The 25,173-nt window shown below is 63.6% G+C and carries 16 protein-coding genes and 2 pseudogenes; 15 read left to right on the top strand and 3 right to left on the bottom strand.

The genetic code is table 11. The annotated features are described in order from the left end of the window. Positions 1 to 34: 34 nt before the first annotated feature. The 3 genes from F6X42_RS33320 to F6X42_RS33310 all read right to left on the bottom strand — a co-directional run bounded on the left by F6X42_RS33320 (position 35) and on the right by F6X42_RS33310 (position 2,873). Positions 35 to 1,198, bottom strand: coding sequence for a dihydrodipicolinate synthase family protein (locus tag F6X42_RS33320; RefSeq protein ID WP_187638253.1), 1,164 nt, complete (start codon positions 1,196 to 1,198; stop codon positions 35 to 37). A gap of 16 nt (positions 1,199 to 1,214) precedes the next feature. After that, positions 1,215 to 1,985 (bottom strand): 3-ketoacyl-ACP reductase, encoded by a 771-nt coding sequence (locus tag F6X42_RS33315; protein ID WP_187638252.1) that lies wholly within the window; start codon positions 1,983 to 1,985, stop codon positions 1,215 to 1,217. 201 nt (positions 1,986 to 2,186) lie between these two features. Beyond that, positions 2,187 to 2,873, bottom strand: coding sequence for a TetR/AcrR family transcriptional regulator (locus F6X42_RS33310; protein ID WP_187638251.1), 687 nt, complete (start codon positions 2,871 to 2,873; stop codon positions 2,187 to 2,189). A gap of 233 nt (positions 2,874 to 3,106) precedes the next feature. Here F6X42_RS33310 and F6X42_RS33305 point away from each other — a divergent pair, with 233 nt between their 5' ends. The 15 genes and pseudogenes from F6X42_RS33305 to F6X42_RS33235 all read left to right on the top strand — a co-directional run bounded on the left by F6X42_RS33305 (position 3,107) and on the right by F6X42_RS33235 (position 25,163). Continuing rightward, entirely contained in the window at positions 3,107 to 4,618 is a 1,512-nt protein-coding gene (locus F6X42_RS33305; protein WP_187638250.1) for an acyl CoA:acetate/3-ketoacid CoA transferase, read from the top strand. 45 nt (positions 4,619 to 4,663) lie between these two features. Continuing rightward, a complete protein-coding gene (locus F6X42_RS33300; RefSeq protein WP_187638249.1) occupies positions 4,664 to 5,437 on the top strand; it encodes an enoyl-CoA hydratase/isomerase family protein in 774 nt (257 codons plus the stop codon). Continuing rightward, a complete protein-coding gene (locus F6X42_RS33295) occupies positions 5,421 to 6,272 on the top strand; it encodes a shikimate dehydrogenase family protein (RefSeq protein ID WP_187638248.1) in 852 nt (283 codons plus the stop codon). Before F6X42_RS33300 ends, F6X42_RS33295 begins: the two co-directional genes overlap by 17 nt. A gap of 98 nt (positions 6,273 to 6,370) precedes the next feature. After that, positions 6,371 to 7,609, top strand: coding sequence for an MFS transporter (locus F6X42_RS33290; RefSeq protein ID WP_376776487.1), 1,239 nt, complete (start codon positions 6,371 to 6,373; stop codon positions 7,607 to 7,609). A 252-nt stretch (positions 7,610 to 7,861) separates the two neighbouring features. Further along, positions 7,862 to 8,212, top strand: a pseudogene (locus tag F6X42_RS33285) (glycerate kinase); the annotation flags it as partial. A gap of 666 nt (positions 8,213 to 8,878) precedes the next feature. Further along, positions 8,879 to 10,462, top strand: coding sequence for a sialidase family protein (locus tag F6X42_RS33280; RefSeq protein WP_187638247.1), 1,584 nt, complete (start codon positions 8,879 to 8,881; stop codon positions 10,460 to 10,462). Between the two features lie 10 nt (positions 10,463 to 10,472). Beyond that, positions 10,473 to 10,730 (top strand): hypothetical protein, encoded by a 258-nt coding sequence (locus F6X42_RS33275; RefSeq protein WP_187638246.1) that lies wholly within the window; start codon positions 10,473 to 10,475, stop codon positions 10,728 to 10,730. A 21-nt stretch (positions 10,731 to 10,751) separates the two neighbouring features. Further along, positions 10,752 to 11,093 carry a hypothetical protein gene (locus F6X42_RS33270; RefSeq protein WP_187638245.1) on the top strand — a complete coding sequence of 114 codons (342 nt, stop codon included), beginning with the start codon at positions 10,752 to 10,754 and terminating at the stop codon, positions 11,091 to 11,093. Between the two features lie 398 nt (positions 11,094 to 11,491). Continuing rightward, positions 11,492 to 12,181, top strand: coding sequence for a response regulator transcription factor (locus tag F6X42_RS33265; protein ID WP_187638244.1), 690 nt, complete (start codon positions 11,492 to 11,494; stop codon positions 12,179 to 12,181). Next, entirely contained in the window at positions 12,165 to 13,445 is a 1,281-nt protein-coding gene (locus tag F6X42_RS33260; RefSeq protein ID WP_187638243.1) for a sensor histidine kinase, read from the top strand. Before F6X42_RS33265 ends, F6X42_RS33260 begins: the two co-directional genes overlap by 17 nt. Positions 13,446 to 13,593: 148 nt before the next feature. After that, positions 13,594 to 14,983: pseudogene (locus F6X42_RS33255) on the top strand (TolC family protein). Further along, complete coding sequence (locus tag F6X42_RS33250) at positions 14,980 to 16,044, top strand: permuted SH3 domain-containing protein (protein ID WP_187638242.1); 1,065 nt, start codon at positions 14,980 to 14,982, stop codon at positions 16,042 to 16,044. Before F6X42_RS33255 ends, F6X42_RS33250 begins: the two are co-directional and overlap by 4 nt. 39 nt (positions 16,045 to 16,083) lie before the next feature. Next, positions 16,084 to 19,203 (top strand): efflux RND transporter permease subunit, encoded by a 3,120-nt coding sequence (locus F6X42_RS33245; RefSeq protein WP_187638241.1) that lies wholly within the window; start codon positions 16,084 to 16,086, stop codon positions 19,201 to 19,203. A 110-nt stretch (positions 19,204 to 19,313) separates the two neighbouring features. Further along, entirely contained in the window at positions 19,314 to 23,045 is a 3,732-nt protein-coding gene (locus F6X42_RS33240; RefSeq protein WP_187638240.1) for an HAD-IC family P-type ATPase, read from the top strand. Between the two features lie 81 nt (positions 23,046 to 23,126). After that, positions 23,127 to 25,163, top strand: a complete 2,037-nt coding sequence (locus tag F6X42_RS33235; RefSeq protein WP_187638239.1) for a bifunctional DedA family/phosphatase PAP2 family protein — start codon at positions 23,127 to 23,129, stop codon at positions 25,161 to 25,163. Positions 25,164 to 25,173 lie beyond the last annotated feature (10 nt).

The raw sequence follows: 25,173 nt of genomic DNA, 5'->3' as shown, positions 1-25,173 counted from the left end.
TCACATACCGTAGCGCCGAAAGCGCGCTTTCGCTCTATGCAGCGCAGCCGAGCATAGCCATCAGCCCTTGCATACGGGTGACTGCCAGCTCAGGGTCGCGCAACAAATTGGCCTGATCAGCCAACCGGAAGACATCCGCCAGGTAGATGGGCGGTCGAGCGCCATGATGGCCACCCAGCATGAAAAAGTGAGACTGGAACCCGTTCAGATACGCGAGAAGCACGACGCCGGTTTTGTAGTACTGGGTGGGCGCCCGAAAAATGTGCCTGGACAACGGGACGGTCGGTGCGAGCAGTTGTTCGTAGCGCGCCATGTCCCCCGAGGCCAGCGCGCCAAGTGCCTGCGATGCTGCCGGCGCGATCGCATCGAAAATGCCGAGCAAAGCGTGTGAGTAACCGACCTCGTCGCCAGCGATGAGCTTGGGATAGTTGAAGTCGTCGCCGGTGTACATCTTCACGGATGCCGGAAGGCGACGGCGGAAATCAATCTCCTTTGTTTCGTCCAGCAGGGATATCTTGATTCCGTCCACCTTTGCCTCATTCGAGGCGATGACTTCGAGACATACCTTCGCCGCGTTTTCGAAGTCGGCGTGGCCCCAGTAGCCCGCCAGTTCCGGATCGAACGCTTCGCCGAGCCAGTGAAGGATGACGGGCTTGTCGCAAGCCGACAGCACTTCGCGATATACACGGATATAGTCGCTCGCGTCCTTCGCCACGCGCGCGAGAGCGCGGCTCGCCATCAATATGATTTGACCACCGGCGCGCTGGACGCTTTCGATCTGCGTCAGATAGGCCTTGATCACGTCGTCGCACGAACCCGCGTCGTTGACAGGCAGATGGTCCGTTCCGCAACCGGACGCGATCAGCGCCCCGGGAATGTCGCGCGTTTCATTCAGTGTACGGACGATCAGTTCTTTCGCCGAGTCCCAGGACAGACCCATGCCGCGTTGCGCCGTGTCCATCGCCTCTGCGATACCCAGTCCTTGCTCAAGAAGGTAGCGGCGATATTCGATGGTTCGCTCCCAGTCGATCGCGCATGGTTGGCCTAGTTCGCCGCTGCGAAGAGGGTCGGCAACCACGTGAGCCGCCGAGTAGGCGATGCGGTTGAACGGAGCTGCAGGCTTCACGACTTGCAGCGGGGTGCCGGTCAGACGGTAGCCAACAAGGGTGCCGTCCAGCGTGGGAAGTTTGATTTGCATGACTTGACTCTCGAAGTCAGTATTTAGAAACAAGGAGACCGCCATCGACGCGGACCGCCTGGCCAACGCTGTACGGCAGACCGCCCGTTGCAAGCGTGCGTACCGTCACGGCGACTTCTTTCGGCGTTCCCCATCGTTTGATGGCGGTCAGCCCGTTTTCCATGAGGGCGTCGTAGCGAGCTTTGGACGGGGCAGTCATTTCCGTTTCGATCAGACCCGGCTGCACTTCGAACACGCCGACGCCAAGTTCGGCGAGCCGCAAGGAGAACAGCGTGGTCGCCATCGAAAGGCCTGCCTTCGAAACGCAGTACTCGCTGCGTTGGGGCGACGCAGCGACGGCGTTGGAGGAAGTAATCGTGATCATCGAGCGATTGATGCTGCCCGGCTGCGCTTTCGCAGCACGTCGGCCGAATGCCTGCATCAGAAAGAACGTGCCACGGGTGTTGACGTTGAGGCACCGGTCGTAGCTCTCGGGCGTGACGTCGAGAAGGTCGCCGCGCGACATGACAGAAACACCCGCGTTATTGACCAGGCAGGTGACGCCGCCCAGCGAATCCTCGACCGCCTGAAGCAGCGCGTCGTGTTGCGTGATGTCCGCGAGGTTCGATGTCAGCGCCACGCATTTGACGCCAGCGCGCTCGATATCGGAGCGCGTGGCCTCCAGCTCGTCCGATGGCTCAACGTCGGTGATTACGACGTCGAACCCAGCATCTGCTAACTCGAGCGCAATTGCTCGACCGATTCCGCGACGGGCTCCCGTGACCAGCGCGACCTGGCGTTGCTCCATGTCTCATCTCCTGCATGGCATTTCATGACTGACGTCCTACAGATTTCTCGCCATGCGGCGCAAAATCATAAGTAACGATCCAGTTCGTTATTTAATACTCGACGCCGCGCGCTGTCAAAAAAGGGTTTTCCCTTACCGAAGCGGAAAACCCTGCGAGATTGAGGCTGAGCGGGAAAAAGAAGGAGGAGGATGTGGCCGCGGTTATCGCGGGCGCAGGAGGCTAAACACCGTATCGATGTTGAATTCGAGGCGTTTCTGAAGAGCCTCTTTGGAAACGAAGTCGAAGCCAAAGATGACTTCGCCGGTGAACCGATTTGTCAGATAGTAGTAGCCGATCGCAGCCAGGGTCAGATGCAGCTGGCTCGCGTCAATTCCTGGCCGGAAGTCGCCGGACGCCACTCCCCGGTCCAGAATCCGCTGGAGCATATCGATGAAGCCCCGGTGCATCTCGCTGAATCGCCTTGATTTCTTGATGTGCCGCGCCCGATGCAGGTTCTCGCTGTTGACCAGCGACATGAATTCCGGATTCTTCAGGTAATACTCCCACGTGAAGGTCATCAGGGTGCGGATAGCCTCGACGGGCGGCAGATGGTCAAGTGCGAGCTTCTTTTCCTCGGTCCGGATGTCCGTCCACATTTCTTCAAGGACGGTCTGAAATAGCTCTTCCTTCCCCTTGAAGTACTCGTAGATCATCCGCTTGTTCACGCTCGCCTTCTCGGCGATCGACTCGATGCGAGCGCCGCCAAGGCCGACCTTCGCGAACTCTGCTTTCGCTGCGGCGATGATCTTCGCCTGCGTCAGGATAGGGTCGCGCGTCCGCTTGGCGCGCTGCGGCAGCTTTGCGGCAACCGGTGCTTCGCTGAGTCCTTCGACTGTCGTCGTTGGCATCTTGCCTCTTCAAACTCAAAAAAATTAGACGGTAACTGCAAACCGCCTGCAACGGCATTGGCGGTTCCCCTGTCATGTCCCTTTCGGGGCAGCGTGCCCACTATCGTAAACCCGATTATCGCTGCCCGGGTCTTGAAGACCTCGAATCGCCGTGACATCATCCGACACAAGTAACGAACCGGTTCGGTTTAACATAACACACCGAACCGAGGTGTCAAGGATAAGGAGGCGATGTGAACAAGTGGATGAACGCAGAAGCTGTGGCAGCTTCGATTCCCGATGGCGCGACGATCGCAATTACCGGCTCGGGCGGTGGACTGCTTGAACCGGATGCGGTGCTGGCCGCGCTCGAAGCACGGTTTCTGCAGACGGGCCACCCCTGCAATCTCACGGTTGTTCATGCATTGGGTGTTGGCGACGGTCAGGGCAGCGGCCTTGGCCGATTTGCGCACGTGGGCATGGTCAAGCGTGTCATCGGTGGCCACTGGGTGTGGTCGTCCGCCATGCAGGCACTGGACGAATCGGGCCAGATCGAGGGATACAGCTTCCCAGGCGGAGTGATCGCCACGCTGTTTCGCGAAATCGGCGCGGGCCGCCCTGGCGTCATCACGCGCGTTGGACTCAGGACCTTCGTCGATCCCCGACTTGGCGGCGGCAAGCTCAATGCGGCCACCACAGAGGATCTCGTCGAATTGATCGAGATCGGCGGCGACGAGTACCTGCGCTTCAAGCCCGTCAAGATCGACTTCTCCATCGTCATGGCATCGTCCGCCGACGATCGTGGAAATCTGTCCACGCGCTGCGAACCTGCCGACCTCGACATCTACGCCGTTGCACTCGCAGCGCACAACAGTGGCGGCAAGGTTATTGCGCAGGTGAAGGGCAAGTCCGACGGTCACGTGCCGGCGCGCCTCGTCCGCGTGCCGGGTGTCATGGTGGATATCACTGTTGAGACCCCGGCCCAACGGCAGTGCGCGATCAGCGACTACGACGCCTCGCTCAGCGGCGAATCGCTTGGCGAGACAACCGACGCAGAAATGCCCGAAGGCATGCGCCTGATCGTTGCCGAGCGTGCAGCACAGGAACTCGGCACGAATCAGTCAGTGAATTTCGGATTCGGGTTCCCGGGGGCCATCCCTGCGGTCCTGGCGGCACAAGGCCGCGGTTCGGAATACTGGGGTTCGGTCGAACAGGGCATCCACCGTGGGTCCATGCTCGACGGCGCGATGTTTGGCACTGCGCGCAACGCAGATGCCATTGTGCCAAGCGTTGACCAGTTCGACTTCTACAGCGGCGGCGGTATCGATATCACGTTCCTCGGCATGGGCGAGTTCGATGAGCAAGGGAATGTGAACGTTTCGAAACTGGGAAGCACCGTGGTTGGCCCGGGTGGATTCATGGACATTGCCCAGGGCGCCAAAAAGATCGTTTTCTGCGGCGCTTTCGAAGCAAAAGGCCTTCGCGTTGAGAGAAAGAGCGACGACTCGCTTGAGATCGTCTCGCCCGGCTCGGTTCCCAAGGCGGTAACGAGCGTTCGCCACGTGACGTTCAGCGGCCCTCAGGCTCGCCTCGACGGCAAAGAGGTTTTCTATGTCACTGAGCGGGCCGTGTTCAAGCTCGACCCGCTTGGCGTTCGCCTGATCGAAGTAGCCAAAGGCATCGATCTGCAAAAGGACGTGCTGGCACGGATGGAGTTTGTTCCGTTGGTCGATGAGCACCTTCTTGAGGCTTCGGCCACCCACTGAACTTCGAACGGTACAAGCCATTACCTGAATCGAGAGGTATTTCTCATGCAGCAAGATTCCGACGTTATCTTCACCATCGAAGGCGCTGTTGCGACGATTACGCTCAATCGTAGGACCCGGCACAACGCGCTGACGACCAGCATGCTTGAAGACATTGAGCGGTCCGTCGCGAGCGTCGAGCGCAATGATGAAGTGCGCGTGCTGAAGTTCACTTCGAACGGCCAGCGCTTCTTCTGCAGCGGTGCCGACATCAACGAATGGGGCGACATCGACCCGCAAAGAATGGGCACGCGATTCATTCGGGACGGGAATCGCGTCTTCCGCAGAATCGCGGAGCTTGATAAGCCCACGATCGCCGTACTTTCCGGCAGTGCGATCGGTGGCGGATTCGAACTCGCATTGGCCTGCGATTTCCGCTATGCAAGCGTTGACGCGCGAATCGGGTTCCCGGAAGCGGCGGTCGGTGCGATTCCTGGCTGGATGGGCTGCGCCCGCCTCTCCGAACTTGTAGGGGCCACGCGCACCCGTGAACTGATTCTTTTGGGCGAGCTGGTCGGGGCAGTCACAGCAGCGCAGTGGGGCATCGTCAACGAAGCGCTTGCGGCCGACGAACTCGCGGCACGGGTAGACGCTGTCTGCGCCACGCTCCAGAAGCGGTCGAGGACGTCCCTGTCCGTTGGCAAGCGACTCATCCGGATGATGGAGTCGGGTGAACACGAATACGCGCACGAACTCGCAGCGTCAGTCTGCAAGGCGTCACCGGACGCCTCGGAAGGTGTAGCAGCATTCCGCGAGAAGCGCCATGCAAATTTCAGCTGATTGCGCTTCTTCCAGGCTCCCCACTTTGCCTGAATGGGTCGATGGGGATACCAGGATCGTTGTGATCGTCGCGGACCCTATCTCCCAGGTGAAGTCGCCCGAGTTCTTCAACTCTCATTTCGTGCAGATGGGCATCAATGCGATCCTGGTGCCAGCGCATGTGTCGCCCAACAGATTGCACGAGGCGATCTCCGGTTTTTCGGCTGTGCAGAACCTGGCAGGAGTGGTCATCACGGTGCCCCACAAGGTCGCCGCATGCGATGTACTTGGCGTCCGAACGACTGAGCGCGCAGCTGCAATTGGGGCGGTGAACTGCCTCAGAAAGCTGGAAGACGGCGGATGGCTTGGCGATAACTTTGATGGGGAAGGCTTTGTGATTGGCCTTGAACAGCAAGGTGTGTCTGTATCCGGGCGTCAGGCGCTTCTTGTCGGCGCGGCGGGTGGAGCGGGTCGTGCTGTCGCGAACGCGCTGTGCGCAACTGGCGTTGCCAGACTACGGCTCGCTGATGTTCGGCGCGACGCAGTCGAGATCCTCAGCACCGAGCTACGAAATAGATACCGGCATGTGCATGTCGAAATTTCGGATGCCATCGGTCGCCGCTCCGACGATCTGATAGTCAACGCCTCCCCGGTAGGCATGCGTCCATCGGATGCCATACCGATCGACATATCTGACCTCAACAAGGATGCCGTCGTGGCTGACCTGATCATGAAGCCGCAGAAAACCCTCCTCCTCAAGGAAGCTTCTGCGATGGGTTTGAAGACACAACCTGGGCGGCATCTTCTTCTCAGTTCCGTTGGGCAAATAGCGAAGTTTATGGGTGTAGTGGTTTAGGGCCGGTTGCTGCCGGCACAGGATGTTAGAGAACCGGTACAGCGGCTCGATGCATGCGCAATCAGGCGCGTTCGCAGATCAGGAGACAGGAGTAAAACATGGAAATTTCGAAATATCGTTGGCGCATCTGCGCTCTGCTATTTTTCGCAACGACGATTAACTACCTCGACCGTCAGGTTCTCGGGCTTTTGAAGCCCGCGCTTGCCGTGCAGTTCAACTGGACTGAAACGCAATACAGTTACATCGTCGTCGTGTTCACGGCCTGCTATGCGATCGGTATGCTGCTCTCCGGCAAGCTCGTCGACAAGGTTGGCGTGAAGATCGGATACGGCGTATGTGTCCTGCTGTGGAGCATCGCAGCTTGCGGCCATGCGCTCGTGCGTAGCACGCTTGGCTTCGGCGTCATGCGCGCACTTCTGGGCATTTCGGAATCGGGAAGCTTCCCGTGTGCCGTCAAGAGCGTCTCCGAATGGTTCCCCCGGAAGGAGCAGGCGCTGGCCGTGGGCATCCTGACGTCGGGGACCAGCATCGGCGCCGTTGCAGCGCCCGCGGTCGTCCCGTGGCTGGCCGCAACGTACGGATGGGAGGCAGCTTTCTTCGTCACGGGTCTTACGGGGTTCGTATGGCTCGGCTTCTGGTACATCCTGTATCAGGCCCCTCTGAAGCACAAGAAGGTCACGAAAGCGGAGCTGGAATACATCAGCGAGGACGCCGCTTCGGCTTCTGCTGCCTCACCGACGAAGGTACGTTGGGTTTCGCTGCTCAAGCTCCGTCCGACATGGGCCTTCTTTGCGGGCAAGCTGCTGACTGATCCGATCTGGTGGTTCATGCTGTTCTGGTTGCCGTCGTACTTCAATTCGCGCTTCCACCTCGACCTCAAAAATCTTGGCCTTCCGCTGGTCATCGTCTACATCGCCACGTCGATTGGCAGCGTCGGCGGTGGCTGGGTTTCGTCGTCGCTCATCCGTCGCGGCTGGTCGGTCGCCAAGGCACGGCAGACGACAATGCTCGCACTCGCGTTCCTCGTCACGCCGATTGCGTTGTCTCCGTGGATCAACCACATGTGGGCGATGGTTGCACTCCTGAGTCTCGCCGCGGCCGCGCACCAGGGATGGTCAGCCAACCTGTTCACGACGGCCTCTGACATGTTCCCCAAGGCAGCTGTCGGTTCGGTTGTGGGTATTGGTGGACTGGCGGGCGCGCTCGGCGCAACGCTCTTCCCGGTGGACTGGCGGGCGCGCTCGGCGCAACGCTCTTCCCGCTGCTGGTGGGAGTCGTGCTCGATCACTTCAAGGCGCTCGGACACATCAACGCGGGCTATAACATCCTCTTCGTGATCTGTGGTTCGGCTTACCTCGTCGCGTGGGTCGCCATGCGGGTGATCCGGTCGTCCAACCAGACGGTCGATATCGCGCAACTGTCGCCGAAAGCCAGCATGTAATCCGAACTGAGCGACGTGCGCAGGCATGGGGGAACGACTGGCAATACGTGGGTCGTTCCCCTACTCCTCGACATAGCGCCTTCCTCACGATGTCCCATCGTTCCAATTCCGTCGCCAGACTGTCGCGAGACGCTGGCGATTTTCTGTCGCTGCGCTCTCGCGCGGTGGCGTTAGCCGCACGATTGCGGTTCGGGGAGCCGCCGGTGGTGTGCGCAATGCAGTTGTCGGACTGCTTCCTGACGGAAGCGGTATCGTCGAAGTCGCGCAGATCGCGGGAATCACCGACCCCGTTGGCATGAGTGCACCTGTCGAAGCGCGCGACACTCGCGGCGTGGGAGAAGCGATTCGCGCTCTCATGGACCTTGGCATGCGCCGCATCTCCGTCGCGCTTGGGGGCAGCAGTACCAACGACGGGGGCGCAGGCCTCCTGGTCGGTCTCGGCATTAAGCTGCTCGATGCTCAGGGTGTCGAACTCGAACCGACGTCGGAGCAGTTGTCTTGAGAACGCGGCCGAACAACTGCCGAACAACTGGCCCGCCTCCGATATAGTGTGCGCTGAACCGCAGCGGCTCTTGATCTCTCGAATAGCTGCGTCAAGCCTGTATGCGTTGGAATGCGGCGGCTTTCGCAGTGAAAGCCGCCGTTGGAACGGCCATTCAATGCGACTTATGAACGGCGCCTTCTGGCCGACTGCCGCCCCTTGCGGCACCAAGACCCGTTCACATATCGGTATCGACGCGAGTGACGTGCGTTAGGCCGACCTGGTTGTTGGGCTCCTCGTCGGCGTCTACGTCGTTCGCGAAGCCTCTGAAATTTGGCGCGACGCTCGAAGCGAACCCCTGCAATCCAGCCGGACTGACTTCTTTAATGCAGTCTACGAAAAGCGTGTGCCGGTCCCACACCGCTCACCAGTTGCAACAGCTTGTTTTCGTGTATTCGTTAAAAAGCGGCAACCCCTTCGCCGTTTACCCGTTGCTGGCCTTCATTAGCAAATGTGCTGGCCGACCCGCGGAAAGGGTTCGCATTGCTCTGGACGCACGCCATGCGCCTCGCTGACGCGCGCCGGTTACGATCGGCCGCTCCGGCAGCGAAGAGAAGCGCTGAACCTGAACCGTTAATCGAAGCGAAACCCAACCGGCGGCCTGGCTGCCTCATGGAGGCCTCGATGTACTGCGATATTCAGGTCACAGTCGATAGCGATCCCCATAACGACCGAAGCGAATCCTGGCTGGCCGTGAACCCCCTCAACCCCTACAACATGGTGGGTTCCTCCAAGCGCTTCGTGAATCCCGCCACCTATGACTTCTCGCTGAGTGCCTACGCGACATTCGACGGCGGCTACACGTGGACCGAGGCACTGCCGCTCGGACTGCTGTCGGATCCTGATCCGAACAAGGTGTGGGCCGGTGTGTCCGATCCGGCCGTCGCGTGGGACAACTTGGGAAACTGCTATATCGTCGCGCTGCCGTTCCCCAGCCCGAGCAGTCCCTACGAGACGCTCGGCATTGCGGTCTACAGGTCGACTGACGGGGGGCGAACCTGGAGCGCGCCGAACTACATTCACCCCAACCCCGGCGACGACAAGCAGTCTGCCGCGGGCGACGGCACGCCGGGCAGCCCTCACTTTGGCAACGTCTATGCCGCCTGGGACAATGGCTCACGCCTCGCCTTCGCACGCACGACCGACCATGGGGCAACCTGGACCGGTGTCGGCGCCCATCCGGTTGGCGCGGGACTGGACACCGTCGTGACGGATTCCTTTTCGCCGGAAGTCACGGTGGCGCGCGACGGCACGGTGTATATCGTGTGGGTCGCCGGGGAAGAGTTCGGCAACACGATCAAATTCGTCATGTCCACCGACGGCGGCCAGAGCTTTTCCGCGCCGCAGGTTGTGGCGAGCGGTATTACCCAGCTCAAATCGCCGCCGTTGCCGGCTCCTGACGGCTTTCCGGAACTACCCGGCGGAACGTTTCGCGTGCTGACGATTGCGTCAGCGTGTTGCGGCGCGGGCAGCAATCTGGTCGTCGCGTGGGCCGATTATCGCGATGGTGTTTCGCGGGTCTACTATCGCAACTCGGGTGACGGCGGCGCCATCTGGCAGGGTCCGGCATCGGGTCAGCCGCTGCTGCCGGCATGGCTTGCCTCAGGAACCGACCAGCATGATTTTCACCCGCAACTCGCGAGCCGCCCCAACGGCGAGATCGCGTGCGCGTTCTATGAATTCGGTCCGAAAGGGGGCGCGCGGCTGATTGACGTGATCCTGGCGACGTCGACCGACAACGGCGCGTCGTTTACGAGTCGCGATACGGTCACGGACCGGCCGTGGGATCCAACTGTAGACGCGCCCCTGTCCCATGGAGCACCGGGCACGACGTTCATCGGCGATTACTTCGGCCTGGCGGGTAGCACCTTGGGTTTCTTCCCGTTCTGGACCGACACGCGCACCGGCATCCAGGAGATCTTCACCGCGAAGCCAATGCAGTTGGGCCCGTGGGTGGGCACACAGTTTACCGGCACGGTCGCTGCCGGTCAGACGCATCGCTGGTACACGTTCAACTGGCCTGCTTGCTGGCACGTGGTCTGGACCGTAGTGCCTACCACACCGCATCCCGGTGCGCCCCAGATCACGTGGCAGGTCCAGGTCGAGCGCGCCTCGGCCAACGAGATCACGTACTGGATCAGCATCACCAACCTCACTGCTGCGCCGGTGAACATCGAGGCACGCTATGTCGTGCTCGCGGCAGACTAAGGAGAGCACCATGATCGTCGGCACGCAATTTACCGGGACAGTGAATCCGAACACGACTCACCGCTGGTATACATTCAACTGGCCCGCCAGCTGGGACGTGGTGTGGACCGTGGTCTCGACATCGCCTCGTCCCGGCGCGCCGCAGGTAGACTGGGACGTCGCAGTCGAGCGGGCATCCGCCGCGGATATCACCTACTGGATCACGATCCGCAACGTCACGTCACAGCCCGTCAATATCGAAGCACGTTATGCGATCATGAACGCATAAAGATCCAACGAGGAGATGACCATGCGTATCACCATCGAAACGGACGAGCCGTCCCAGGGGCTAAAGACCTTCGACCTCTCTACACCGGCCCAGAGCGGCGGTGCCGCGCAGGCGAACTCGGCGCAGAACCGGGCAACGGCGCCCGATGAGCGGATGCATCTGAACGCGGGACGCGCGCCCACCTTCGCTTCACTGGCTCGCGTGGCCGGAGCGCCGCGCCTGGAAGCGGTTCAGTCACCCCATCGCGGCGCGGCAGTCACCGACGCCGGCCCTGCACCACAGGCAGTGCAGCGTGCGGCACGCGCTGCGGAAGAACCGCCTGCCGGCGGCGGAAAGGGCAAGGCCGGACCGAAGCGCAAATGAAAAGCCGGGCGCGGCCGCCGCGTGTCGCTTGCCGTCATCAACACCGTGCGGACGTGGTCGGCGAACCAGGCCATCAGTCCGACCGCCATCAGCGGGCCCAGAAAGGCCCCCACCGTATCCATCGTCTGGCGCAGCCCGACACGCGCCGCGAATCCTGGGAGGAGAGGGATCGGTGATCCGGGTTCGCGCACCGATGCGACAATGGCTGGCGTTTGGCGCTGGCAGCCCTGCGTTCGAGGCGCTCGCGGACCTCTTCGACGAAGCGGTGTCAATCGCGCAGCCGTCTGCCCCGAAGCGAGACACGGCGCGTCAACGCGCCCACAAAAGACCAATCCCACCGCTAGTTGTCGCGCACCGTCGATCCCAGCGATGAGGAAAAAGCAACACCCCGGAAAGCCATGAAAGTGCTCATTATTGAAGACGACGCAGCCATCGCGACCAACCTCTACGATTATCTGGAGAGCAACGCCTACCAGGTGGACATCGCATCCAATGGCGCGATGGGGCTGCATCTGGCCACGACCCAGCACTGGGATGCGATTCTGCTCGACCTGTCGCTGCCAGGCATGGACGGCCTGACGATCTGTCGCAAGCTGCGCGAAGAAGCGCATCGGGACACGCCGGTCCTGATGCTCACGGCAAAGGACACGCTCGAGGACAAGCTGCACGGGTTTCGGCAAGGCGCGGACGACTACCTCGTCAAGCCGTTTTCACTCAAGGAAGTGGGCGCGCGGCTCGCCGCGCTGATCAAGCGCTACAACGGCCAGGTGACGCAGGCCGAGCTACGGTGCGCGGATGTGCGTTTCGATCTGGCCACGCTCACCGTCGAACGGGCCGGGCGACCGGTCAAGCTCCCACCGAAGTGCCTGTATCTGCTGCGCATCCTGATGCAGTCCCCCAACCGCGTATTCGGTCGCGCCGAACTTGAAACGCAAATCTGGGGCGAGCAGTTGCCCGACAGCGATACGTTGCGCGCGCATGTCTATACGCTGCGGCGCGCGCTCACCGCGCACGGCGAAAACGATCTGATCGATACGGTCCACGGTCTGGGCTACCGTCTCGCGGTGAGCGATGCAAACACGCCGTAGCCTGCGCTTCAAGGTCGCGCTGGTTTTTTCAGCCCTGACGATCCTGTTGCTGGTCGCACAGGCACTCGGCGTGAAGGCACTCGCCGAGGCGCAGGAAGAGCGGCTCATCGGCGCGCTGATCGAAGACGACACAGCAAGCGCGCTGCAGAGCTACCGGACTGACCCGGGCCTCGTGCCGCCGTTCGATCCGCGACTTGGCGGCCACGTTGCGTCGGCCGGCACTGCACGCGTTACGCTCCCCGCTTCGGTCAAGGCTCTACGCAACGGCACGCACGAAATCATCGTGGACGGCCGGGAGATCCACGTCGCGATCGTACCGTTCGGCGATGCGAGGATATACCGGGTCTACGACTTCAGTGCGTACGAGCAGCGTTTCAGGGAGGTCATCAATGCGCTGATGGTCGGCACGGGCATATTCGCGTTGCTTGCGTTCTGGCTTGCATTCGGCCTGTCGGGCCTGCTGGTGCGGCAGGTGGCCGGTTTCGCCCGCGAGGTCAAGGCGTTGAGGCACGGTGGCGCCACGGCCGTGAATCCCGCCCGGTACGACGAAGCAGAGGTGATTGAACTGGCCGAAGTATTCAACGATTACCACCGGCGTATGGCGGAGATGATCGAGCGGGAAAAGGAGTTCACCGGCAATGTCAGCCACGAACTGCGCACGCCGCTCACGGCGATCAAGACCAGCTGCGAGCTCCTCGATCAGGACACGGCCATCAGCGCGAAGTCCAGGACGCGGCTGCAACAGATCGATCGCGCGGCCGACAATATGGTCGAACTGGTCAACGCCTTGCTGCTGCTCGCGCGGGAAGCGTCGCCAGCGGATGTTGGCCCGGTACGCCTCGTCAGCGCCGTAGAGGACGCGCTGGACCCATTTGCCGAGGTTCTGGTTGCCAAAGGTATCGACTCGGTTATTGACGTCGGCAACGGCTTCATCGTCGAGGTCAACCGCTCGGCGCTTGCGATCGTTCTGTCCAATCTGATCGACAACGCTGTCCGGTATACCGACCGCGGTAGCGTCCGTTTCAGCTATATGGACGGCTGGCTGCAGATCGAAGATACGGGTCGCGGCATATCCGGGGAATCCTTGCCCCATGTGTTTGAGCGGCTCTATCAGGCGAGACCTGCACGGGTAGCGAGTCGCGGCTTCGGCATCGGTCTGTCGATCGTGAAGAAGATCTGTGATCGCTATCAATGGTCGATCAAGCTCGACAGTGAGCCCGGCAAAGGCACCCGCGTGTCGCTGCACTTGCCACTGCTCGACTGAAATTTCCCCGACTTCACAAGAACTTGACGTCTTCTTGACGAAAACTTCACACCCCGGCGAGTAGCATCCGCGTCTGTTGTTGCATCGACCCGATGCGACGTCCGCCAGCGCGCCCGAATCTGGCGCGCGCAGACCACTGGATGCCGCCATGCGCCGACCGTTGCTGCTTGCCTGTGTCGTACTGGCCGGGTGCGCGACCTACCATCCCGAGCCCATCGAGCCGACGCAGCTCACGCAAGACTTCGAGGAACGTTCGCTCACGAGCGATGGACTACACGCATGGCTCGCGCACGAGCTGGGGCACGACATCGGATGGCCGATGCCCCGCTGGAACCGCGAGATGCTCACGCTCGCGGCGTACTACTACAGTCCGGTGCTCGATATCGCGCGCGCCCAATGGGGCACCGCGAAAGCGGGCATCGACGTCGCCGGTGCGATTCCGAACCCGGTGCTGCAACTGCCGTTCCAGTACGCAACGCCCAACCCCGGACCGGGAGGGCCCTTTGTCACTGGCCCCTCTCTCGACATTCCGATCGAGACGGCGCACAAGCGCGGCTACCGCATCGACCAGGCATCGCACCTGTCGGAAGTGGCGCGTCTGAACATTGGCAATGAGGCGTGGAAGGTGCGTGCCCTGGTGCGCAATGCGCTGCTGTCCGTGTCCGCCGCGAAGCAGCGCGTTGCATTCCTGTCGCGCAAGGCTGACGCGCAGCAGCAGATTACCGGGATGGTGACCAGGCGCCGCGCGGTTGGCGAGAACGCCGGCCCCGACGTCGATGCGGCCGTGCTGGCGTCGACGCAGGCGCAAGCCGACCTAGCCGGCGCTCGCAGTGCGGAGCAGGATGCGCGGGCGCAACTGGCCGCGGCGATCGGCGTGCCAGTCGCGGCACTCGATGCAATCCAGCTCGATCTCGACGGCTTCAGCGAGGCTCCCTTGGCGCCGCCCGCCGTTGACGTGAAGCGCGAGGCGATTCTCCATCGGGCCGACCTGCTCGCGTCGCTTGCCGAGTATGCGGGCGCTGAGTCGGCAGTGCAGCTTGAGGTCGCGAAGCAATATCCGGACATCCATCTGGGGCCGGGCTACACGTACGACACCGGCACCCACAAGATCGCATTCGGGCTAGCCGGCATTTCGTTGCCGGTCTTCGACCAGAACCAGGGGGGGCATCGCGCAGGCTGAGGCGAAGCGCAAGGAGGCGGCCGCCCGCACCGCCGCGCTGCAGGACGCGATCCTCAGCGACCTCGATCACGCGCTTGCGCATTACCAGGCAAGCCTCGATGCAGTGCAACTGTCCGAAGCCCACCTGACCGCCGCGCGCAAACAAGTCGACAGCCAGGCCGCCAGCTTCGCTGCCGGCAACACGGATCGCCTCGCACTCACGCAGGCCAGGGCGGACTACCAGGCGAGCGGGATCGCCCATCTGGATGCGCTGGTGGCAGCACATCAGGCGGCCGGCGCACTCGAAGACGCGATCCAGCGGCCCCTCATACCCGACGTAGCGAACACAACCGTGACCGAACAAGAGATCCGGCGATGAAATACCGACTGTTTCTGTTTTGCGCCGTCACGCTGGCATTGCTTGCCGGCGCGTGCTGGTACATCTACCAGACGCTCTACTCAAGCCCGCCAGCGCGAAGCACCCCAGCACAAGCGGCGCCCCAGCCAACCGTGCAGACGGTGAACGGCGAAACGGTGGTGGTGGTCGGCGCCGACGCGCAGCGCGCGAGCCACATCGACGTCGCGCCGCTTGCGGCCGTGTCGGTGCAGCCCGACAGCAGCGCGTATGCGACGGTGATCGACCTGCAGCCGCTCTTCGATCTGCGCAACCGGCTGGCTGCGGCGCTCGCGGATTGCGACAGCGCACGCGAGCAGGCCGCCGCGTCGCGTGCGCAGTATGAGCGCAGCCGCGTGCTGTACGCGGACGATCGCAACATCTCGCAGAAGAGCCTGCAGGACGCGCAGGCGTCCATGCAGGCTGCGCAGGCCAGGCTGCAGTCGGCCGACGCTGCACAGGGCGCGCTGGCCGCGACGCTACGGCAGCAATTCGGCGACGCTTTGACAAGTGCCGCGATGGCGCCGGGGTCCGCGCTGTTCCAGCGCCTGATGACCGGCCGCGCTGTCGTGTTGCGCGTCACGCTGCCCGCCGATCACAACGAAGACGCGCCCGCGCGCATCACGGTCGATGCACCGGACGGCCAGCCGGTGGCGGCGCAGAAGCTCTCGGCCTCGCCCCAGGGGGACCCGGCGGTCCAGGGCAACCCCTGGTTCTACGCCGCTGGGCGCGCGCTGCCGGTTGGCACCCGCACTAGCGCGCATGTGCCGTCGTCGAATGGCAGCACGTCCGCGCTCGTGATTCCCGAGCGGGCCGTCGTCTGGTACGGCGGACAACCGTGGGCCTACGTGCGTACCGCGCCTGACCGCTTCACGCGGCGCTATGTGCCGGCTGCCAACGAGAACGACCAGGGGTTCGTCGTGACCAGCGGCTTTCACGCCGGTGACGCTGTGGTGATGCACGGCGCGCAATTGCTGCTCTCACAGGAACTGCGGCCGCAGGGTATCGCGACGGCTTGCAAGGACCCGCCTGAATGCGATGACTGACCAGGGCCGCCCCGCACAACACGAACCCAACCACTGCTCATGCTCAACGCGATCATCCGGTTTTCGCTGCGCTTTCGCGGCGTCATTTACGCGCTGGCCGTGCTCCTGGCCGGTTATGGTCTCTATACATTGACGCGCGCGAAGCTCGATGTGTTTCCCGAGTTCGCCCCGCCGATGAGCATCGTCCAGACGGAGGCGCCAGGCCTGACGAGCGAGCAGGTCGAGACGCTCGTCACGCAGCCGATCGAAAACGCGCTCGGCGGCATGGTCGGGCTGCAGTCGATGCGCTCGAGGTCCCTGCAGGGCCTGTCCGCGGTCACGCTGGTGTTCGACGCTCACGCCAATGTGATGCAGGTCCGACAACTGGTGTCCGAGCGCGCGAACGCGCTCGCCGCGACGCTGCCTGCGGGCGTGCAGCCGCCGAGGCTGCTGCCGCTCACGACCACGACGAGCGTGGTGCGGACCATCGGCCTGACGTCAAAGACCCGCTCGCTGATGGATCTGTACGACATTGCGCAGTGGACGGTCAAGCCGCAACTGCTGAGCGTGCCGGGCGTGGCCGATGCGATCGTGTTCGGCGGCGACACGCGCCAGCTGCAGATCCAGGCCGATCCGGCGAAGCTGATGCGCTATGGCCTGTCGATCCAGGACGTGATCGCCGCCGCACGCCTGTCCACCGGCGTGCGCGGCGCGGGCTTCATCGAGAACGACAATCAGCGCATCGCGGTCAACGTAGATGGCCAGATCACAACGCCGGCCAGGCTCGCCGGCATCGTGCTGCGCTGGAGCAACGGCGCGGCCGTCCGGCTCGGCGACATCGCGACCGTCACCTGGGGCAGCGCGCCGGCGGTCGGCGCAGCATCGATCATGGGCCAACCCGGCGTGATGCTGGTGCTGGAAAGCCAGTACGGCACCAATACGCTAGCCGTCACGAAGGACATCGAGAAGACGCTCGCCACGCTCAAGCCGGTACTGGCCCAGCAAGGCATCGACCTGAACGCGGACGTGTTCCGGCCGGCCAACTTCATCGACGCATCGGTCGGCCACCTGCGCACGGCACTGCTGGTCGGCGCGGTGCTGGTGATCGCGGTGCTGTTCCTGTTCCTGCTCAATGTGCGGACCGCCGTCATTTCGGCGATCGCGATTCCGCTGTCTCTCCTGATCGCGATCATCGTGCTGACGTCGTTCGGCGTGAGCCTGAACACGATGACGCTCGGCGGCCTCGCGATCGCGCTCGGCGAGGTCGTCGACGACGCCATCATCGATGTCGAGAACATCTACCGCCGGCTGCGCCAGAACCGCAATCGGCCTGCGCCACTGCCGGCCTTCCGGGTCGTGCTGCGCGCGTCGCTCGAGGTACGCAGCGCGGTCGTGTTCGCGACCTTCATCGTGGCGCTGATCTTCCTGCCGGTGCTGACGCTTTCGGGCGTGGGCGGCAAGCTGTTCGCGCCGCTCGGCGTGGCGTACATCCTCGCGGTGCTGGCCTCGCTCGGCGTCGCGCTCACGCTCACGCCGGCGATGGCGCTCGCGCTGCTCGCGCACGGGCCGCTGCCTGCGCACGAGCCCCGTTTGCTCACCTGGCTGAAGGCGCGCTATACCGCGCTGCTGCTGAAGGTCGAGCAGCGCGTGAAAACCATCATGGTAATCGTGGCGCTCCTGTGTGTCGCGGCGCTGGCCTCGCTGCCGTTCATGAGCGGCAACTTCATTCCGGAGTTGCGCGAGGGCCACTACATCGTGCATATGGGGCTGGCGCCAGGGACCTCGCTGGCCGAGTCGATGCGCATCGGCACGCGGGTCTCGCAGGCATTGATGCAGGTGCCAGGCGTGCGCCTCGTCGCGCAGCGCGCCGGCCGCGCCAACGAGGTCGTCGATCCGGTCGGGGTACAACTGAGCGAGTTCGAGGTCGATCTCAAACCGATGAGCGCATCCGGGCAAAGCGCAACACTTCGTCGGGTCCAGCAGATGCTCGCGCGCTTCCCCGGCCTGACCACGTCGGTCAACACATTTCTCGTCGAGCGCATCAACGAGACCATTTCGGGTGCGACGGCGCCGGTCGTCGTTAGCGTGTTCGGCGACAACCTCGACGTCATCGACCGCAAGGCGCAGGACATCGCCCGCCTGCTGGGGACGATCCGCGGCGCGGCGAGCGTACAGGTGGAATCGCCCCCGGGCATTCCCGAGCTCGACGTCAGACTAAAACCCGACCAGTTGAGCCGCTGGGGCTTCAGGCCAGTGGAGGTGCTCGACGCGATCCAGAGCGCGTACCAGGGCGCAACCGTCGCGCAAACCTATGAAGGCAGCCGCACCTACGACGTCACGGTGGTCCTGGCGCCCGGTGCGCGCCAGAGTCTGGGCGACGTGGGTGCATTGATGCTGCGTAATCCTGAGGGCCTCGCCGTCCCGTTGCGCGAACTGGCGACCATCGGCCAGGTCTCCGGCCGATACCAGATCACGCATGACGGCGGGCGACGCATGCAGAGCGTCTCCGTGACTCTCGGCAGCCGCGCAGCGAGCGATTTCGTGGCGGAGGCGCAGGCGCGCGTCAATCGCGAGATCGCGATGCCCAGGGGCACCTACGCGGTGTTCTCGGGAGAAAGCGAGGCGCGCACACAGTCGCAGCGCGACCTGCTCGCGTACGGCGCGATGTCCGTCATCGGTATCGCACTGCTGCTGTTCCTCGCGATGAAGAGCCGGCGCGGCGTCGTGCTGGTAATGGTGAATCTGCCGTTCGCGCTGGTGGGCGGGGTGCTGAGCGTGGTGCTCACGGGCGGCAACCTGTCGCTGGGCGGCATGGTGGGCTTTGTGACGCTGTTCGGTATTTCATTGCGCAACTCGATCATGCTGATCAGCCACTACGAACACCTGGTGCACGTCGACGGGATGGCCTGGGGTGCCGACACCGCCGTGCGCGGTGCGTCCGAGCGTCTGATCCCGATCCTGATGACCGCGCTCGTGACCGGGTTGGCGCTGCTGCCGCTTGCTGCGACGAGCGGCGCGGCCGGCAACGAGATCGAGGGGCCGATGGCGATCGTGATTCTGGGCGGGCTGATTACCTCCACCGTGCTGAACCTGATCGTGCTGCCCACGCTTGCGCTGCGTTACGGCCGCTTTGAGCGGGACACGCTGGCCGAGCCGCAAGCCGCATCATCGAACGGATAAACGGAGCCAATTCGCAGGGTTGCCGCCGTTACGCAACGGCACGCCCGCAGACTCCATTTTTTGACAGGTCGTCCAGTGGACCTTGCATTGCGGCAGGTAAGGAGCGGATCGTGGCGGCACCCCTTGAAGGCCTGAGCGGATCGGATGTCGAAGCGCGCGTGCAACGCGCCCAGGTGAACCGCGTTGCACGACGGACCAGCCGCAGCCTCGGCGAAATCGTCCGCGTCAATGTGCTGACGCGATTCAATGCGCTGCTGGGTTCGCTGTGCGCGATCGTACTGGCCGTCGGTCCGTGGCAGGACGCGCTGTTCGGTGGCGTCCTGGTTGCGAACTCACTGATCGGCATCATTCAGGAACTGCGCGCGAAACGCACACTGGATCGCCTCGCGTTGCTGCAACAGCCGCGTGCTAGCGTGCGGCGCTCGGGTCAAACAATCCAGATCGACATGGCCGACATCGTGGTGGACGACCTGATCGAGATCAACCGGGGCGATCAGATCGTGGTGGACGGCGTTCTTGGCGAAGCCGATGGGCTGGAAATCGACGAATCGTTGCTGACGGGTGAATCCGAGCCACAAACGAAAGCGCCGGGGCAACGGCTACTGTCGGGCAGCTTTGTCGTCGCCGGTCATGGGTTCTATCGCGCAACGGGCGTCGGCCCCGATGCGTATGCGCACCGGCTCGCGGCGCAGGCGCAGCACTTCGTACCGCCACACTCGGAACTCAGCGCCGGCATCAATCGCATTCTCCGCTACGTCGGCTGGGCGATTGCACCGGTTTCTGCGTTGCTCCTGTTAAGCCAGCTCCTGAGGCAGGCCCCCCTCGCCCAGGCGGTGCTCTTCTCGAGTGGCGGGGTCGTGGGCATGGTGCCCGAGGGCCTGGTGCTGCTGACCAGCGTCGCGCTGGCTGTGGGCGCAATGCGGCTGGCACAACGCGGTGCGCTCGTGCAGGAGTTGTCCGCGATCGAGACGTTGGCGCGCATCGACGTGCTCTGCCTTGACAAGACCGGGACGCTCACCGAGGGCGAGCCGACGATGGAACGGGTGGAGCTTCTCGTCGAGCACCGTGACGCGCTGGATGCGCTGGCCGCATTGGCACTGGGCGATCCTGCGCCGAACACGACGTTGCGCGCCATTGCCGCCCAATATTCGATGCCGTTGGGATGGACGGCCTCGGTCGCCGTACCGTTTTCGTCAGCCCGAAAATGGGCCGGCGCATCATTTGGGGAATTCGGGACCTGGATCCTCGGCGCCCCCGACGTGATACTGGCCGGCATGGCGGCAGAGGAAAATGTGCGGCTGGCGGTCGCGAACTACGCGACAGAGGGGCACCGGGTGCTGCTGCTCGCGCAGGCGAGCAGCACGCTGACCGGCCAGACGATGCCGCAGGACCTGACACCGGTCGCCCTGGTGCTGCTCACCGAGCGCATCCGGGACGATGCCGCGGCGACGCTCGCCTACTTTGCGGCTCAACGGGTGACCGTGAAGGTGATCTCCGGAGAACATCCCCGCACGGTGGCGGAGGTGGTGAGACGGGCTGGCATGACGGACGTACACGCTGGCGTCGATGCGCGCGAATTGCCGGACGATCCGGCGCACCTGGCGGAGCTGATGGAACAGGCATCGGTATTCGGCCGCGTCTCGCCGCAACAGAAAAAAGCGATGGTGGCCGCGCTGCGTGCCCGTGGACATGTGGTGGCGATGATCGGCGATGGGGTGAACGACCTGCTCGCGCTCAAGGAAGCCGACATCGGCATTGCGATGGGCGGCGGCAGCAGCGCCGCGGCGGCCGTTGCCCAGGCGGTGCTGGTGGACAACCGGTTTGCCAGCCTGCCCGCGATTGTCGATGAAGGCCGGCGCGTGATCGGCAACGTCGAGCGGCTCGCCAATCTGTTCGTGACCAAGACCGTGTATGCAATGCTGCTCGCGTTCGCCGTCGGTGTGGCCGATCTTGCCTTTCCGTTTCTGCCGCGACATCTGACGCTGGTCGGTTCGCTGACGATCGGCATCCCGGCGTTCTTTCTGTCGCTGGAGGCCAGCGCCGAACGGGCGCGCAGCGGGTTCGTCGAACGGGTGCTGCGCTTTGCGGTGCCGGCCGGCGTACTGGCTGCGATCGCGACGTTCGCTTCGTATTCGATCGCGCTCGGCTATCTCGGCGCAACGCTCGATCAAGCCCGCAGCGCGGCCGGCACCGTGCTGTTCGGCGTGACCCTGTGGATCCTGTTGCTGCTGGCGCGGCCGCTGACACCCTTGCGGTTCACGCTCGTCGCCGCTATGGCCCTAACGTTCGCGTCCATCGCAGTACTGCCTGCGTTGAGCGCTTTCTTCGCGCTCGAGGTCTTGCCGCTGCACATCTGGCTCGGGGTCGCAGGCGTTACTGCGATCGCCTGTTCGGGCATGTACTGGATTGTGAAGCAGGTGAGCACTGCCCGGCCGCCTGCGGAGGACCGACACGCCGGGCGCATCAGGTCCATTCCCCATGCGCTGTTTTCGCTGTGGCGCCGGCACATCGTGCTGTCGACATCGGCGGCACTTCTCATCATCGGCAGCGCCTGGCTGTTCCTCGGTGTGCTGGAAGACGTGCTCGCGAAGGATCCGCTCGTCCAGTTCGATCTCGTCGTCTATCGATATCTGCAGGACGTGCGCCTGCCTTCGCTGGATTCGGTGATGGTGGCGATATCGGAGCTTGGCGACGCGGCCGTGATTCTGCCGGTCGTGCTGGCCGTGCTGGCGTGGTTCATCTGGCGCCGGCTCTGGCAGTCGGCGATCTATTGGCTCGCAGCCATTGGCGGCGCCGGGATCATCGTGAAGCTGCTCAAGCTGGCGCTTCACCGGCCGCGTCCGAATCCGTACTCGGTCGGCGCGGAAAGTTTTTCATTCCCGAGCAGCCACGCCACGCTCAGCGTCGTCGCCTACGGCTTTCTGGCGTTCCTGCTGTGCCACGACCAGCGCCACCGCGCGAGGACCGCGATCGTGGTCGCTGCGGCGATTGGCATTGCACTCATCGCGTCATCGCGGCTGTATCTCGGCGTGCACTGGGTCTCCGATGTTCTCGCCGGCATGAGCCTCGGACTTGCGTGGATTGCGGTACTGGCCATCGCGTATGGGCTGCGGGTACGCGAGAACCCTGGCTCGCGACGCTTGTTGCTGATCGTCGCCGCCACGGTACTCGCAGGCGGTTCGCTCCATATCGCGCAACAACACGATCCGGACCTGGCGCTCTACGCGCCTTCACGCACCCATAAGGAAATGACGGCCACCCAGTGGGCGTCAACCGGATGGCAGGCATTGCCTGTCGGCCGGGTGGTCATGCCGGGCAGGATCGCCGAACCGTTCAGGGTGCAGTGGATCGGCACGGCTGCAACGATCGGGAACGCGTTGAGCGCTGCGGGATGGACGCCCGCCGCGCATTGGTCACCGCTCGCGATACTGGACGCCTGGCTGGGGCTCACACCTTCATCGGCGTCGCCCCCGGTTCAGCTCGAGTTTCATGACGGATCCGTCGCGAGAATAGTCTTCGTCCAGTCTGTCGCAGCGCTGCCCGACACGCTACTGGTGCTTCGATTGTGGCCGAGCAGTTATGTGATCAGCCGTGCAAGCGGAGCACCCGATAGCGTCCCGATCTGGGTCGGTACCGTTACACGTGAGCGCGTAGCGGATGTCAGCGCATTTCCGTTTTCCGGTCCTGCTCCAGCAGACGACTTTGATGCGACGGGTATGACGGTCGCACTACAGTTCCCGGACGCCCGGGTGGTCACGCGTGGTGACCATTCGCTCAAGACATGGGATCGGCGTGTGGTGCTGCTGTGCGCGAAGGACTCGCTGACATGTCCGCGTCCATGACAGCCAGCACAACGCCGATGACGCGCGACGAGGAGCATCCCGTGCCGACCCGGCCGCCACCCTTTGTTACCGGGATTGCACATGCACGCATGGCTCAGTAGCATCAGCGCCCATCCGCATCTTGTGCTCGCGATCGTCTTCGTCGTCGCCTGCGCGGAGTCGCTGGCCGTCGTCGGTACGATTGTTCCCGCGGGCATCGTGATGTTCGTAGCGGGTGCGCTGATCGGAGCCGGTGCGCTGGACGGCTGGGTGACGCTGGCCGTGGCCGCGCTCGGAGCGATTGCCGGCGACGGTATCAGCTATGAACTGGGTCGTCGGTATCACGGCGAAGTCCACGCGTGGTGGCAAGCGAAGGGACACGAAGCCACTTATGCGCGCGGTGAGCGTTTCGTTCAACAGCATGGCGGGAAAAGCATTGTGCTGGCCCGCTTCTTTGCGCCGGTGCGCGCGATCGTGCCGCTGATCGTCGGCGCCGCACGCATGACCAGGCTGAGGTTCTACCCAATCAACATTGCGTCGGCACTGGCCTGGTCGCCGGCGCATATCGGCCCGGGGATCGTGTTCGGCGCGTCGGCGCAACTCGCCGAAGCCGTCAGTGGCCGCCTGGCCGCGATGCTGCTCATGCTGGCGGCATTGCTCTGGCTTGTCGTGCGGCTGACACGCCTGGGGCTCCGGCGCGGTGTGCCGTTCGTCAAGACTGCTTCCCAACGGGCGATACAGCGTCTCAGCCGTCGGCATCCTCGCCTGGCGAGCCGTTTAGCGAGCATCGTCGATCCGGGCAAGCCGGAGTCGCTGACACTTCTGGTGCTGGGGCTGCTCTTCATTGGCAGCGTGTGGCTGTTTCTGGGCATCCTGCAGGACGTGGTTGCACGTGATCCGCTGGTGCAGGCCGACACCATCATCTACAGCTTCCTGCAGACCTTGCGGACAGTACCGACCGACCGCGTGATGCTCGCCATGGCCAGGTTCAGCGGGTACGGTGTGGGTCTCGTCGTGGCCGCCGGCGTTCTGATCTGGCTCGTCGTGCAGCGATGCTGGCGCACAGCGGCCTGGTGGCTTCTCACGGTCGGTGTAGCGGCTGCCTTGAGTCCCGTCATCGAGCCCGGGGTGGGTTACGTGCGGCCGTTCAACTGGCAAACGGGCGCTGCCCATGCACCGTTGCCCAGCGGCAATGCCACCTTCAACCTGCTCGTGTACGGTTTTCTTGGCTGGCTGCTGGTGCGCCGGCAGCCGCCCCTCTGGCGCAGTACCGTCCTCGCGGTCGTCGCCATCTGGGTGGTGATGACCGGGTTTGCCCGCCTGTATCTCGGGGAAAACTGGCTCGCGGACGTGCTGGGCGGCTGGAGCCTGGGGCTCGCGTGGTTGGCGGTACTGGCGGGCGCCTACACGTACCGGCAGGTGCGTGACGACGTGCGGCCTCGACTTCTGGCTGTCATTGTCATCGCGTTACTCGCCATCTTCGGTCCCTGGACGAGCGCTGAGCGTTTTCAGGCTGATTTCGCCCGGTACGCGCCCCGAACGCACCAGACTGTGCTCACGCTTGATCAGTGGACCAGCGGTGCCTGGCGCGCGCTACCGGAAAGACGCACCGAGATCAGCGGCGATGAGGAAGAGCCCTTCCCGTTGCAGTGGGCCGCGAGTTCCGATGCGATTGCACACAGTCTCGAACCAGCGGGCTGGCACGTTGCGCCGGCATGGTCCGCCAGGTCTGCCTTGCTGTGGCTGTCGCCGGCAGCATCGGTGGAGGCCTTGCCGGTACTGCCGAAGCTGGCCGAAGGAAACAGCGCTGAGCTGACGTTCATGAAACTCGATCCGCAGCGGCCGATGACCCGGTTGCTGCTGCGGCTCTGGCGATCGCATTACCGGTTGATGGCCGGCAATACGCCCAATGGCATGGCCGATGCGCCGATCTGGTACGGTGCACTGTACCAGGAAACGTTTCGCCGGCCGTGGCAACTGGTCACGATCGGCAGCACCACGACCTGGCCGGATGCGTCCGCGATCCCCCATCTGTTGCCCACCGGAATGCCGCTGTTGAGCCGCTCGACGCTCGAAGGCGGGTCGGTTCGGCGCGCAGTGCTGGTCTTGCCGACCGTCCCCGAAGCACCACCCCATTGAAACGCTGGGC

Origin of the sequence: Paraburkholderia podalyriae (assembly GCF_014397785.1) — a bacterium.
GTDB lineage: Bacteria > Pseudomonadota > Gammaproteobacteria > Burkholderiales > Burkholderiaceae > Paraburkholderia > Paraburkholderia podalyriae.
This window is presented reverse-complemented; position numbering and strand designations above follow the sequence as displayed.